This window comes from Streptomyces sp. R818 (assembly GCF_056172735.1).
Genome location: NZ_JAOCNE010000012.1, coordinates 482,141 through 495,612, shown reverse-complemented (window position 1 = coordinate 495,612; position 13,472 = coordinate 482,141). Strand labels below are relative to the sequence as shown.

Genomic DNA, 13,472 nt, shown 5'->3' with positions numbered 1-13,472 from the left:
GGCAGGCACAGCTCAGCGGGAGCACCTGCGAGGCGGACCCGGCCACTCCCCTCGGTGGCACCACCCCGGCCGGGTCACGCCGTCTCTTTTCAGGCAGGTGCGTCGGCCAGGCACTATGGGGCCATGACTGAGAGCACGCCGTCCACGCCGTCCAGCCCGTCCATGCCGGACTGGGAGAAGCGGTTCCGCGCGCCGCGGGTGTCGCTGCCCGACTGGGCCGAGGACGCCCCCGACCGCTCCTTGTTCGTCTCGAACGCGACAGGGACGTACGAGCTGTACGCCTGGGACCGCGTCACCGGTGAGCAGCGCCAGGCGACGGACCGGGCCAACGGGACGACCGACGGGGTCCTCTCCCCCGACGGCGCGTGGATCTGGTGGTTCAGCGACACCGACGGCGACGAGTTCGGGGTGTGGCTGCGCCAGCCGTTCACCGGCGGACCCGACACCGAGGCCGTGCCGGGGCTCGCCCCCTCCTACCCTGCCGGGCTCGCGCTCGGCCGCGACGGGCGGACCGCCGTGATCGGCCGGTCCACGGACGAGGACGGCACGACGATCCACGTCGTACGGCCGGACGGCGACGGCCGCCCCGCCGAGATCTACCGCCACCGCGAGTCCGCCGGGGTCGGCGACCTCAGCCACGACGGGCGGCTCATCGCTCTTGAGCACACCGAGCACGGCGACGCGATGCACTCGGCGCTACGCGTGGTCCGGCTCGACGGTTCGACTGTCGCCGAGCTGGACGACACGAAGGGCGGTGAGGAGGAGCTGGGCCTCGAAGTGCTCGGCTTCGCGCCCGTCCAGGGCGACACCCGGCTCCTCGTCGGGCACCAGCGGCGCGGCCGCTGGGAGCCGATGATCTGGGACGTCGTCTCCGGCGACCAGACCGATCTGGCCATCGACCTGCCGGGCGACGTGTCCGCCGAGTGGTACCCGGACGGCTCCGCCCTCCTCGTCGTCCACGAGTTCGAGGCCCGCTCCGAGCTGTGGCGCTACGACGTCGCCTCCGGCGCGCTCACCCGCGTCGAGACCCCGGCGGGGTCGGTCTCGGGCGCCTCCGCCCGGCCCGACGGCAGCGTCGAGTTCCTGTGGTCGTCGGCCGAGCAGCCGCCCGCCGTGCGCTCCACCACGGGCCGCGTCGTCCTCGACGCGCCCGGCATGAAGGCCCCGGCCTCCGTCCCCGTCGAGGACGCGTGGGTGGACGGTCCCGGCGGCCGGATCCACGCCCTCGTCCAGAAGCCGGCCGGGGCCACCGGCCCGCTGCCCACCGTCTTCGAGATCCACGGCGGCCCCACCTGGCACGACTCGGACGCCTTCGCGGCGGGCCCGGCGGCCTGGGTCGACCACGGGTACGCGGTGGTCCGCGTCAACTACCGGGGCTCGACCGGCTACGGCCGCGCGTGGACCGACGCCCTCAAGCACCGCGTCGGCCTGATCGAGCTGGAGGACATCGCGGCGGTCCGCGCCTGGGCCGTCGACTCGGGCCTCGCCGACCCCGACCGGCTGGTCCTGGCGGGCGGCTCCTGGGGCGGCTACCTCACGCTCCTCGGCCTCGGCACCCAGCCGGGCGCGTGGGCGGTGGGCCTCGCGGCGGTGCCGGTCGCCGACTACGTGGCGGCGTACGAGGACGAGATGGAGGCCCTCAAGGCGATGGACCGCACGCTCTTCGGCGGCTCCCCCGAGGAGGTCCCCGACCGCTTCCAGGTGTCGTCGCCGCTGACGTACGTGGACGACGTGAAGGCCCCGGTCTACATCTCGGCGGGCGTCAACGACCCGCGCTGCCCGATCCGCCAGATCGACAACTATGTGGACCGGCTCGCCGCCCGCGACGCGGTCCACGAGGTGTACCGGTACGACGCCGGGCACGGCTCCCTCGTCGTCGAGGAACGTGTCAAGCAGCTCCGTCTCGAACTGGACTTCGCGAACCGGCACCTGCCGCCGAGGCCGTGAGAGCCCGCGGGTGAACGGCGGGGGTCGCAGGACCGGTCCTTACATCGGACCCGTACCGTGTAGGTGTGTACCGGTTCCTGCTGACTCCCCGCTGGTGGGGGATCAACATCTTCGTCCTGCTCGCGGTCCCCTTCTGCGTCTTCATGGGCTCCTGGCAGCTCAGCCGCTTCGAGGACCGGGTGCAGGACCACCGGTCCGCGTCCGAGCAGAGCGACGCCAACCAGAAGGCGGACGCCGAGCCGCTCGCCTCCCTGCTGCCCGTGGACCAGAAGACGTCCGGCAGGCGCGCCACGGCCACCGGCCACTACGACAAGCAGCTCCTGGTCCCCGACCGCGACCTCGACGACCGCACCGGCTTCTACGTCGTGACGCTCCTCAAGGTCGACGGCACCGGCAAGGCGCTCCCCGTGGTCCGCGGCTGGCTGCCCGGCACGGCGTCCGCGGCCAAGGCCCCCGCCCCGCCGAAGGGCGACGTCACGGTGGTCGGCGCGCTCCAGGCCTCCGAGTCCGCCGGGTCGAACGGCGTGACCACCGCGGGCGGCCTGCCCTCGGGCCAGGTCTCCATGATCAGCGCGGCGTCCCTCGTGAACCTCGTCCCGTACGACGTGTACGACGCCTGGGTCACGCTCGACACGGCGGACGGGAGGATGGAGCCCGTCCCGGCCGACATGTCCCAAGGCAGCGGCCTCGACCTGAAGGCGTTCCAGAACCTCGGCTACACCGGTGAGTGGTTCGTCTTCGCGGGCTTCGTGCTGTTCATGTGGTTCCGCCTGGTCCGCCGCGAGGCCGAGGCCCTGCGCGACGCGGAGCTGGGCCTGACCGACGAGGCCGCCGAGGAGGCGGCCACAGAAGCCCCCACAGAGGCCCCCGCGAAGACGGTCTGACGGCTACGACGCCGGGAGCACGCCCGTCCGGTACACCGTGCCCGCGCACGCGTCCGGGATCGTCGCCGCCGCGCTCGGCGCGCCGGGCTCCGCCGTGTGCGACACGACCACGCTGCCCGGCTCGTCCTCGCTGCCGAGCTGCGCCGACAGGCCGGAGTCGGAGGTCGCCGACTCGGAGGACGTGTCGCCCGTGCTGCCGCTGGACGGCGTCGGTGTGGGCGTCGGCTCCCCGCCGCCGTTGCTGGGAGCGGTGCTGCCTCCGGTGGAGCCGCCCGCCGAGGGGCAGGTCGCCGACGGCACCCAGGCGAACCGCACCTCGTAGGCCATCCCCGGTTCGAGGATGAGCTGGCTCGGCTCGGTCGACGGGTCGGGCAGACCGGTCGCGCGGTCGCCCGCCGTGTGGTCGACGACGCTGACCCTGGTGGGGTCGGCCGCGCCCTCGGCGAGGGTGACGACGGCGCCGGGGCTGTCGACCGTGCAGTTGCCGGACGAGCCGTTCGACACCCGGAACGCGCCGTAGACCGTGCCGTCGGCCTGGGGCTGGCCGACGGTGGCGACCGCGTCGCTCAGGTCGTTCGCGTTGCAGACCGGGGACTTGGCCGCGGCCGTGGCCGCGGGGTCCGGGCCACCGCTCGCCCCGTCGCTCGCGCCGCCGGACTTCTCCTTGCCGCCCTTGTCCTTGTCCTTCTTGTCGGCCTTCTCGTGCTCCTCCTCCGCGTGGGAGGGCGTGCCACCGGTGTCCTTGCCGCCGCCGCCCTCCGACCTGCCGGCGCCGGTGCCGCCCTGCGAGGCCTCACTGTGGCCGGCGATGGAAGGGTGGTCGGAGGAGGCCGTCTTCGTCACGTGCAGCACGGCGGGGACCGCCATGGCGACGAACACCCCGGCGGCGACCGCGCCGACCAGGGCCTGCCGTTTGCGGGCCCGGCGGGCGGGGACCGCGCGGCGCAGCCGCTCCAGGGCCTCGTCCGTGGGCGCGATGTCGGCGACGGCGTGCCGCATCATCCGCCGCAGTTCCAGCGCGTCGTCGGCCTCCGCATCGGCCGGACGACGGGGTGCGTCGTTCACAGTTGCGTTCCCTGCGTGCTCGTCCTGCGCGTGGTGCTCAGCGTCATGCTCGAAGTCGTGCTCATGGTGGTGCTCGTGGTGGTGCGTGGGGTGGTCCGCGTCCGTGGACCGGTCCTCGGGGTCATGGGGGGCGGGGTCACGGGGGGCGGGGTTCATGCCGGCGCCTCCATGGCGACGCGCAGCGCGGCGATGCCACGGGAACCGTACGCCTTCACGGACCCCAGGGATATCCCGAGCGCGTCGGCGACCTGCGCCTCGGTCATGTCCGCGAAGTAGCGCAGGACGAGCACCTCGCGCTGGCGCCGCTGGAGCCCGCGCAGCGCCGCCTTCAGCGCGTCGCGCTCCAGGAGGTCGTAGGCGCCCTCCTCCGCGCTCGCCATGTCGGGCATCGGCTTCGTGAGGAGCTTCAGCCCGAGGATGCGGCGGCGCAGCGTGGAGCGCGAGAGGTTGACGACGGTCTGGCGCAGGTACGCCAGCGTCTTCTCGGGGTCACGGACGCGTTTGCGCGCGGAGTGGACCCGGATGAACGCCTCCTGGACGACGTCCTCGCAGGAGGCCGTGTCGTCCAGGAGCAGCGCCGCGAGCCCCAGGAGGGACCGGTAGTGGGCGCGGTACGTCTCGGTGAGATGGTCGACTGTGGTGCCCGCCGCCGTCACGTCGTCAACGCCTTGTTGTGCCGGGAGCTGCGCCGGCCGCGCCGCGGGCATGGGGGCGATCACCGGCATGCCGCCGGCCGCGCCGCCCCGGGGACGCCTGGTCCCCAGGGGCGCGAGGGTCGGGAGGGAGGGCCGCAAGGCCGTGCCTCTCGCCTGTACCGCTGTGAAGTCGAGTACCTCTGCCACGCCTGTTGGACACGCTTCCCCCCGTCAGGGTTGTACGCGTGTGGCGCCTCATTTGCGACAGACTCCGTCATCCCCACCGATGACGCCCCGTCAAATGCCGACATGCGTACCTGCTCTTCCCCTACGCCCCATTTGCCCTCTGCGTTCGGCCCCCGGCTGAAGACGACGCCCCGAAAGTGCCCGCAGAGACGCTCCCCGCCCCGCTTGCGGTTGCGGGACGGGGAGGATTTCTTCGAACGGTCCGGGGTTCTGCCCAGGAGGTGCCGTCAAGTGGTGTGAACCACTTCCTTCCACAGAACTCTCACAGATCCTACGAGGCGATCCGCATATGTGAAGAGCGAGATCGACAACTCATTGGCATATGCGCGGGTTTCTCAGGCCCCGGTGAACTCGGCGGCCACCAGCTCGGCGAGTTGCGCGGTGTTGAGAGCGGCACCTTTGCGCAAATTGTCCCCGCACACGAAGAGTTCGAGCCCGTTCGGGTCGTCGAGCGAGCGCCGGACGCGGCCCACCCAGGTGGGATCGGTGCCGACCGCGTCGGCGGGCGTGGGGAACTCCCCGGCGGCCGGGTTGTCGAACAGGACGACGCCGGGCGCGGTCGCGAGGATCTCGCGCGCCTTGTCGACGGTGACCTCGCTCTGGAAGCGGGCGTGGACGGTGGCGGAGTGCGTCGTGACGACCGGCACCCGTACACAGGTCACGGCGACCTTGAGGTCGGGCAGCCCGAGGATCTTGCGGGTCTCGTCCCGGACCTTCATCTCCTCCGAGGACCAGCCGTCCTCGCGCGGCGTACCGGCCCACGGCACGACGTTGAGCGCGACCGGCTCCGGGAAGGGACCGGTCTGATCGCCGACCGCCCGGCGCACATCGCCGGGGCTGGTGCCCAGCTCCGTACCGGCGACGAGGGAGAGCTGGGCGCGCAGCGTCTCGACGCCGGCCCGTCCTGCCCCGCTGACCGCCTGGTAGCTGGAGACGACCAGCTCGTCCAGGCCGAACTCGGCGTGCAGCGCGCCGACGGCGACGATCATCGACAAGGTCGTGCAGTTGGCGCTGGAGATGATCCCGCGCGGGCGCACGCGCGCGGCGTGCGGATTGACCTCGGGGACGACGAGCGGCACGTCCGGGTCCATGCGGAACGCGGCCGAGTTGTCGACGACCACGACGCCCTTGGACGCGGCGATGGGCGCCCATGCGGCGGCGACCTCGTCGGGCACGTCGAACATGGCGACGTCCACCCCGTCGAAGACGGACTCCTCCAGGGCCACCACCTCGACCTGGGTACCGCGCAGGGTGAGCTTGCGCCCCGCCGAGCGCGCCGAGGCGACGAGCCGGATCTCGCCCCAGATGTCCGCGTGCTGCGACAGGATCTGCAACAGCACGGCGCCGACGCTCCCGGTCGCTCCCACGACCGCGAGCGTCGGACGCCCTGCGGGATCGGCTGCGGCCATCAGCGGCCGGTGCCCCCGTAGACCACGGCCTCGTCGGAGTCCGAGTCGAGCCCGAAGGCGGAGTGCACGGCGCGCACGGCCTCGTTCACGTCGTCGGCGCGGGTGACGACCGAGATGCGGATCTCGGAGGTCGAGATCAGCTCGATGTTGACGCCCGCGTCGGTGAGCGCCTCGAAGAACCCGGCCGTGACACCCGGGTTCGTCTTCATACCGGCGCCGACCAGGGAGATCTTGGCGATCTGGTCGTCGTAGCGCAGCGAGTCGAAGCCCACGTTGGCGCGCTGCTTCTCCAGGGCGTCGATGGCCTTGCGGCCCTCGGTCTTGGGCAGCGTGAAGGAGATGTCGGTCAGACCGGTCGACGCCGCCGACACGTTCTGGACGATCATGTCGAGGTTGATCGCGGCGTCCGCGACCGCGCGGAAGATCTTCGCGGCCTCGCCCGGCTTGTCCGGCACACCGACCACGGTGATCTTGGCCTCGGAGGTGTCGTGCGCGACACCGGAGATGATCGCCTGCTCCACGGCCTTGTCCCCTTGCTGCTTCTTCTCGATCGGCTCGTTGCTGACCCAGGTGCCCTGCAGTCCGCTGAAGCTGGACCGCACATGGATCGGGATGTTGTAGCGGCGGGCGTACTCCACACAGCGGTGGAGCAGCACCTTCGACCCGGAGCTGGCCAGCTCCAGCATGTCCTCGAAGGAGATCCAGTCGATCTTCCGCGCCTTCTTCACCACGCGCGGGTCGGCCGTGAACACGCCGTCGACGTCGGTGTAGATCTCACAGACCTCGGCGTCGAGCGCGGCGGCCAGCGCCACGGCCGTGGTGTCCGAGCCACCACGCCCGAGGGTCGTGATGTTCTTGCCCTCCTGGCTGACGCCCTGGAACCCCGCGACGATGGCGATGTTGCCCTCTTCGATGGAGGTCCGGATGCGGCCCGGGGTGACGTCGATGATCCGGGCTTTGTTGTGGACCGAGTCGGTGATGACGCCGGCCTGGCTGCCCGTGAACGACTGGGCCTCGTGGCCCAGGTTTTTGATCGCCATGGCAAGCAGGGCCATGGAGATCCGCTCCCCGGCGGTCAGCAGCATGTCGAACTCTCGTCCGGCAGGGATCGGGGAAACCTGCTCGGCGAGATCGATCAACTCATCCGTCGTGTCACCCATCGCGGACACCACGACAACCACCTGGTTGCCGTTCTTCTTGGCGTCCACCACGCGCTTGGCGACCCGCTTGATGCCCTCGGCATCGGCTACGGAGGAGCCTCCGTACTTCTGCACGACAAGGCCCACGTGCGCTCCTCGCTCAGTCCGTCTGTCACCACATGTACGTATGCGTACTGCGGTCGGCTCAGTTTAACGAGCGGCCGAAATCCGCCCCAGCGATACCGCATCGTGAGATGTCCCGCTCACGACGTGATCACCGGGGAACTGTTGGCCGGGGTCCGGCCGCCCGATCAAGCACATGCCCAACGGCGACCCGGGCAAGCGGAAAGTGTGCCAGGTCACGTACTGATACGAGTGTTCACTTGACGGGTCGCAGGCCCAGCGGACCGGCGATCTCCTCCACCATGACCTGCCCGGCCTCCTCGGCGAGCGCGTCCTCACCGGCGAGATCCTCGTCCGTGTCGAGCCCGTCCAGGTCGTCGAGCGGCTGGTTGAGCCGGACGTGCGCGACCAGGGACTGCAGCGCGCGCAGCGTCGCCGACGCGGTGGAGCCCCAGTTCGAGAAGTACGAGAACTGCCACCACCACAGCGCCTCGGTGACCCGGCCCGCCCGGTAGTGCGCCATGCCGTGGCGCAGATCGGCGACGACGTCGGTCAGGTCGTCGGAGATCCGCGCCGCGACCCGGGCCTTGCGGGGCTCGTACGGGTCGAAGACCTCGGAGTACACGTCGACCGGCGCGAGCATCGCGGCGAGCCGCTCCCGCATCTCGTCCACGTCCTGCTCCGGTCCGAGATCGGGCTCGTAGCGCTCGTCGGGGACGATGTCCTCGTGCGCGCCGAGCCGCCCGCCGGCCAGCATCAGCTGCGAGACCTCGAGCAGCAGGAACGGGATGGCGGAGTCGGGCTCGTCCCCCTTCGCGATCTCGGTGACCGCGACGATGAACGACTCGATCTGGTCGGAGATCTGGACGGCGAAGCTGTCCGGATCCGGGGCGGTGGCGTGCAGCGTGGCGTCAGACATCTAGGAGTCGTCTCCCCTCGAAGGCCCGGCCGAGGGTGACCTCGTCCGCGTACTCCAGGTCGCCCCCGACGGGGAGGCCGCTGGCCAGGCGGGTGACCTTCAGGCCCATGGGCTTGATCATCCGGGCGAGGTACGTCGCTGTCGCCTCGCCCTCCAGGTTCGGGTCGGTCGCGAGGATCAGCTCCGTGACCGTCCCGTCGGCGAGCCGGGCGAGCAGCTCCCTTATCCGCAGGTCGTCCGGGCCCACGCCCTCGATCGGGCTGATGGCGCCGCCGAGGACGTGGTACTTGCCGCGGAACTCACGCGTGCGCTCGATCGCGACGACGTCCTTGGGCTCCTCGACGACACAGATGACGGAGAGGTCGCGGCGCGGATCGCGGCAGATGTTGCACAGCTCCTCCTGCGCCACGTTCCCGCACGTCGCGCAGAAGCGGACCTTCGCCTTGACCTCCATCAGCGCCTGCGCGAGCCGGCGCACGTCCGTCGGCTCGGCCTGCAGGATGTGGAAGGCGATCCGCTGCGCGCTCTTGGGACCGACGCCGGGCAGTCTGCCCAGTTCGTCGATGAGGTCCTGGACCACGCCTTCGTACACGGGTCGGATGCCTTCCGGTAGGTGCTGCTCGTCTGCTTCTGGCTCGTACGGTAGTCGGCGCCGGGGCTAGAAGGGGAGGCCCGGGATGCCGCTCGCGCCGCCCCCGCCGAGGCCCTGGGCCAGCGGGCCGAGCTTCTGCTGCTGGAGCGTCTGGGCGTTCTCGTTCGCCGCCTGGACCGCGGCGACGACCAGGTCGGCCAGGGTCTCGGTGTCCTCCGGGTCGACCGCCTTCGGGTCGATGACCAGGCCGCGCAGCTCGCCGGAGCCGGTCACCGTCGCCTTGACGAGGCCGCCGCCCGCCTGACCGTCGACCTCGGTCCGCGCCAGCTCCTCCTGGGCCGCCGCGAGGTCCTGCTGCATCTTCTGGGCCTGCTGGAGCAGCTGCTGCATGTTGGGCTGGCCACCACCGGGGATCACGATCAGCTCCTGTTCCGCGTCAAGATCGTCGACATCCGTCGTTTCAGGGACGCGGGCGCGTCCCTGAAACGAGCGTACGTGGTCCGAGGAGTGCCCGCCCCGGCACCTCGCACCACACTCTTTCGAGTGAGATGCGCCGCTTTCCCCTACCTGATGAGGGCCCACGTCTGAGCGGAAAAGCCGCGGAACCGGGGCGTCGGCCACCCATTGGGCGGTAGGAAGATGCCGAAGATGCCGTACCAACCGTGACCGATCGAGGAGTGCCGGGTGAGTCAGCCGGACATGCAGCCCGAAGGACCGCCCCAGAAGGGGCCGGGCGAGGGCCGCAGCACCTCGGACGACCACGACCTCACCGGCCGGGAGTTCCCGCTCGGCGACTGGGGCGAACCGGCCGAGCGCCTCGACGAGCTGTACCGGTGGGTGGAGCGCGGGGCCCTGCGGACGGCGGAGTGGTACCTGGCCCAGCGGGCGTGGAAGCGGCGGGTGGCGCGGGCGCTGCGTGGCGGGGCGGTGCTCGGGGCGCTGGCGGCGGGGGCGCTGCCGCTGCTCGATCTGGCGGGGGCGGTGGCGGGCGCCGCGGTCTGGGGCTACCTGGGCCTGCTGCTCGCGGTGGCCTGCGTCGGCTGCGACCGCTGGTTCGGCCTGACGTCCGGCTGGATGCGGGACGTGGCGACGGCGCAGGCCGTGCAGCGCCGCCTCCAGGTGCTCCAGTTCGACTGGGCGTCGGAGTGCGTCCGCGAGGTGCTCGGCCCGACCGAGGGCACCGCCGGGGAGGCCGCCGAGCGGTGCCTCTCCGTTCTGCGCCGGTTCTCGGAGGACGTGACGGAGCTGGTCCGGGCGGAGACGGCGGACTGGATGCTCGAATTCCGCACGGGCCCGCTGCCGCTGTCCCTGCACCCCCTGATCCCGACACCGCCCCGCCCGCCCCAGGACCCTCCGACGACCCGCTTTCCCCTGCCTCCGGGAACGCGCCCGAACATGCCGCGGCAGCGGCCACCGGAGCCGCGGTAGGGGCGGGGGTGCCGCGCGGGGCCGGGGCGCTGGGGTCTGAGGGGACGTAGTCCCCTCGAACCCCTGTGGGGCGGGTGGGCGGGGAACGCCGGGTTCCGTACAGGGACATAGAGTTCGGGGCACATTGACGGCCCGGTAGACCCGGAGGGACCCGCCTTGCCCGCTTTCGACGGCCCCGCCGTCACCCGCTCCACCCTGCGCCAGCAGATCGCGGACGCACTCCGGGACGAGATCCTGGCGGGCCGCCTCTGCCCCGGCCAGGAGTTCACGGTGAAGGAGATCGCCGAGGGCTACGGCGTCTCGGCGACCCCGGTCCGCGAGGCCCTGGTCGACCTGACCGCCAAGGGCCTCCTCGACTCCGCCCAGCACCGCGGCTTCCGCGTGCACGAGTACTCCCTGACCGACTACCGCGCGATCGTCGAGGCCCGCTCCCTGGTCGCCGACGGCATCTTCCGCGCGCTGCCCGACATCCCCGAGGGCGCCCTCACCGGGGTCCGCCGCCGGGGCGAGGAGGCGGCCCGCGCGGCGGGCGCGGGCGACCTGAACGTCCTGATCGGCTACGACCTGAGGTTCTGGCGCGAACTGGCCGCCCTGTTCGGCAACCCGTACCTCTCGGACTTCTTCCACCGCCTGCGCGTCCAGTCCTGGATGTGCGCGGTCCCGCTCCTGCGCCGCGCCGACGACCTGCGGGGCGTCCTGTGGTCCGGCCACTGCGCGCTCGTGGACGCCCTGGCCCGCCATGACGCCCCGGCCGCGCAGGCGATCATCGCGGGGTACAACCGGGACTCGCTCCACCTCCTCGAACGCCTCGCCGGTGAAGCGGGCCGCTGAGAGCCCGGAAGCGGGTACCCGCAAGACAGGGCTGTGCCGGGCCGCCGCGCACTACCCTGACCTGACAACCGGAGCCCTAAGGAGCCCCCTTGGCCTGTGACCTGTGGCTCGTCCCGCTCGTCGACGTGCTGTGCCACAGCCCCGACAACCCGTTCGCGGAAGAACTCGCGCTCTACGACAAGGCCCTGCACGAGGCGGGCCTGCCTTCGGTCCCGGTCTACGCGTACATGCCGGGCCTCTCCGGCGACGTGGCCCCGGTGGCCGGGTTCGACTACGACGCGCTGCACTTCCTGCGCCGCGCGTACCTGCTGCAGATGTGCGGTCTCGCGGTGGAGCCGGTGGACGAACTGGGCGGCGACTACGAGCAGTTGCTGGAGATGTTCGAGTCGACGGCGCAGGCGTCGCACCTGGTGTGGCACTACGACCACGCGGGCGCGTACGTCCCCGTGGACTTCCCGGCGCCGCTGTCCAACGACGAACTCCTCGAAGGCGGCGGCCCGCTGGGCTCCTCGCACGCACTTCTGCGCGAACTGGAGTACGTGGCCCCGTCGATCGGCATCGACCCGGCGAACCCGCCGCGCCCCCCGGCCCCGCCCGCCGCCCCCACCGAACTGGAGGAACCGGCAGCGCCGGTCGCCCCCGGCGAGGGCCCGTTCGCCCGGGAGCGCCATGTGTGGCTGGGCCTGCACCAGGCGGCGACGCGCAGCCTGGCCCAGGGCTCAATGATCATCTTCAGCTGAGACGGCGAACGGGGCGCGGGGGCCACCGGCCCCCTGCGCCCCACCACCCCTACGCCCTCAGGCCACGTGCTCGTCCGCGACGCCGAGCGCCGCGTCCAGCGCCGCGAGCCCCTCCCTGGCCTCCGCCTCGCTGATGTTCAGCGGCGGCACCACATGCGTCCGGTTCATGTTCACGAACGGCCAGAGCCCCTGCTTCTTCGCGGCGGCGGCGAAGGCGGCCATCGGCGCGTTGGCCTCGCCGGCCGCGTTGTACGGCACCAGCGGCTCGCGCGTCTCCCGGTCCCGTACGAGATCCAGGGCCCAGAACATGCCGGTGCCGCGCACCTCGCCCACCGAGGGGTGCCGCTCGGCCAGCTCGCGCAGACCGGGCTCGATGACGTCCGCGCCGAGCTTCGCGGCGTGCTCGACGATGCCCTCCTCCGCCATGACCTCGATCGTGGCGACGGCGGCGGCGCAGGCCAGCGGGTGCCCGGAGTAGGTGAGCCCGCCGGGGTAGGGCCGCTTCGCGAACGTCTCCGCGATGGCGCCGGAGATCGCGACGCCGCCGAGCGGCACGTAGCCGGAGTTGACGCCCTTGGCGAAGGTCATGAGGTCCGGCACCACCCCGTACAGGTCCGCCGCGAACCACGTACCCGTGCGGCCGAAGCCCGCCATGACCTCGTCGAGGACGAAGACGATGCCGTACTTGTCGCACAGCGCGCGGACGCCCGCGAGGTAGCCCTCGGGCGGCAGCATGATGCCCGCCGTGCCGGGGACCGTCTCCAGGATGATCGCCGCGATCGTCGCCGGACCCTCGAACTGGATCGTCGACTCCAAGTGCTCCAAGGCGCGCTCGCACTCCTGCGCCTCCGTCTCCGCGTAGAAGCGGGAGCGGTACAGGAACGGCGCCCAGAAGCGGACGACGCCCGCCGTGCCGGTGTCGCTGGCCCAGCGGCGCGGGTCGCCGGTGACGTTCACGGCCTGCTGGGTGCCGCCGTGGTACGAGCGGTAGGCGGAGAGGATCTTCGGGCGGCCCGTGTGCAGGCGGGCCATCCGCAGGGCGTGCTCGACGGCGTCGGCGCCGCCGTTGGTGAAGAAGATCTTGTCGAGGTCGCCGGGGGTGCGCTCGGCGATGAGGCGTGCGGCCTCCGAGCGGGCCTCGACGGCGAACGCGGGGGCGAACGTCGTCATCTTCGCGGCCTGCTCCTGGATCGCCGCGACGACCTTCGGGTGCTGGTAGCCGATGTTGGTGAAGACGAGCCCGGAGGCGAAGTCGAGGTAGCGGTTGCCGTCGTAGTCCCAGAAGTACGAGCCTTCGGCACCGGCGACGGCGAGGGGGTCGATGAGCTCCTGTGCGGACCAGGAGTGGAACACGTGCGCACGGTCCGCGGCCTTCACGGCGGCGCCGACCTGGGGATTCGGCTGAGGGGTCATGGGCCCGAGGGTAAGGGCGACGCCCGCCCGCGCACTATCGGCGTCCTGTCTGCGGGACAGCGCCGGACACGACACCCTGTCGTGCGCCGCGCGCGGGTCAC

General features: G+C 71.8%; 13 protein-coding genes. 5 read left to right on the top strand and 8 right to left on the bottom strand.

Translation table 11 applies throughout. The features are described from left to right. The first annotated feature begins 123 nt into the window (after nucleotides 1–123). Together N5I75_RS28670 and N5I75_RS28665 are read left to right on the top strand one after the other, a co-directional pair. Entirely contained in the window at nucleotides 124–1,947 is a 1,824-nt protein-coding gene (locus N5I75_RS28670) for a S9 family peptidase (protein ID WP_476682047.1), read from the top strand. A gap of 65 nt (nucleotides 1,948–2,012) precedes the next feature. Next, nucleotides 2,013–2,831, top strand: coding sequence for an SURF1 family protein (locus N5I75_RS28665; protein WP_476682045.1), 819 nt, complete (start codon nucleotides 2,013–2,015; stop codon nucleotides 2,829–2,831). Nucleotides 2,832–2,834: 3 nt separating this feature from the next. Here the strand turns inward: N5I75_RS28665 and N5I75_RS28660 are convergent, their stop codons facing one another. From N5I75_RS28660 to N5I75_RS28630, 7 genes are all read right to left on the bottom strand, one after another. Then, a complete protein-coding gene (locus tag N5I75_RS28660) occupies nucleotides 2,835–4,052 on the bottom strand; it encodes a hypothetical protein (protein ID WP_476682043.1) in 1,218 nt (405 codons plus the stop codon). Further along, nucleotides 4,049–4,738, bottom strand: coding sequence for a SigE family RNA polymerase sigma factor (locus N5I75_RS28655; protein ID WP_361068843.1), 690 nt, complete (start codon nucleotides 4,736–4,738; stop codon nucleotides 4,049–4,051). The genes N5I75_RS28660 and N5I75_RS28655 overlap by 4 nt, the downstream gene beginning before the upstream one ends. Nucleotides 4,739–5,112: 374 nt before the next feature. After that, complete coding sequence (locus tag N5I75_RS28650) at nucleotides 5,113–6,186, bottom strand: aspartate-semialdehyde dehydrogenase (RefSeq protein ID WP_476682041.1); 1,074 nt, start codon at nucleotides 6,184–6,186, stop codon at nucleotides 5,113–5,115. Next, a complete protein-coding gene (locus N5I75_RS28645) occupies nucleotides 6,186–7,472 on the bottom strand; it encodes an aspartate kinase (RefSeq protein ID WP_476682039.1) in 1,287 nt (428 codons plus the stop codon). Before N5I75_RS28645 ends, N5I75_RS28650 begins: the two co-directional genes overlap by 1 nt. A 232-nt stretch (nucleotides 7,473–7,704) precedes the next feature. Continuing rightward, on the bottom strand, nucleotides 7,705–8,367 hold the full coding sequence (locus tag N5I75_RS28640; protein ID WP_476682037.1) for a DUF5063 domain-containing protein: 663 nt from the start codon (nucleotides 8,365–8,367) through the stop codon (nucleotides 7,705–7,707). After that, nucleotides 8,360–8,959, bottom strand: coding sequence for a recombination mediator RecR (gene recR, locus N5I75_RS28635; protein ID WP_018529216.1), 600 nt, complete (start codon nucleotides 8,957–8,959; stop codon nucleotides 8,360–8,362). Before recR ends, N5I75_RS28640 begins: the two co-directional genes overlap by 8 nt. A 66-nt stretch (nucleotides 8,960–9,025) precedes the next feature. After that, nucleotides 9,026–9,376, bottom strand: a complete 351-nt coding sequence (locus N5I75_RS28630; protein WP_394432073.1) for a YbaB/EbfC family nucleoid-associated protein — start codon at nucleotides 9,374–9,376, stop codon at nucleotides 9,026–9,028. A gap of 267 nt (nucleotides 9,377–9,643) precedes the next feature. On the opposite strand from N5I75_RS28630, the gene N5I75_RS28625 reads away from it, so the two are divergent. The 3 genes from N5I75_RS28625 (at nucleotide 9,644) to N5I75_RS28615 (ending at nucleotide 11,958) form a co-directional block, all read left to right on the top strand. Continuing rightward, nucleotides 9,644–10,387, top strand: coding sequence for an SLATT domain-containing protein (locus tag N5I75_RS28625; RefSeq protein WP_476682034.1), 744 nt, complete (start codon nucleotides 9,644–9,646; stop codon nucleotides 10,385–10,387). 156 nt (nucleotides 10,388–10,543) lie between these two features. Next, entirely contained in the window at nucleotides 10,544–11,218 is a 675-nt protein-coding gene (locus N5I75_RS28620; protein WP_476682032.1) for a GntR family transcriptional regulator, read from the top strand. Nucleotides 11,219–11,307: 89 nt separating this feature from the next. Further along, entirely contained in the window at nucleotides 11,308–11,958 is a 651-nt protein-coding gene (locus N5I75_RS28615; RefSeq protein WP_476682030.1) for a hypothetical protein, read from the top strand. Nucleotides 11,959–12,015: 57 nt separating this feature from the next. Here the strand turns inward: N5I75_RS28615 and N5I75_RS28610 are convergent, their stop codons facing one another. Next, nucleotides 12,016–13,371 (bottom strand): aminotransferase class III-fold pyridoxal phosphate-dependent enzyme, encoded by a 1,356-nt coding sequence (locus N5I75_RS28610; protein ID WP_476682028.1) that lies wholly within the window; start codon nucleotides 13,369–13,371, stop codon nucleotides 12,016–12,018. Between the last annotated feature and the right edge of the window lie 101 nt (nucleotides 13,372–13,472).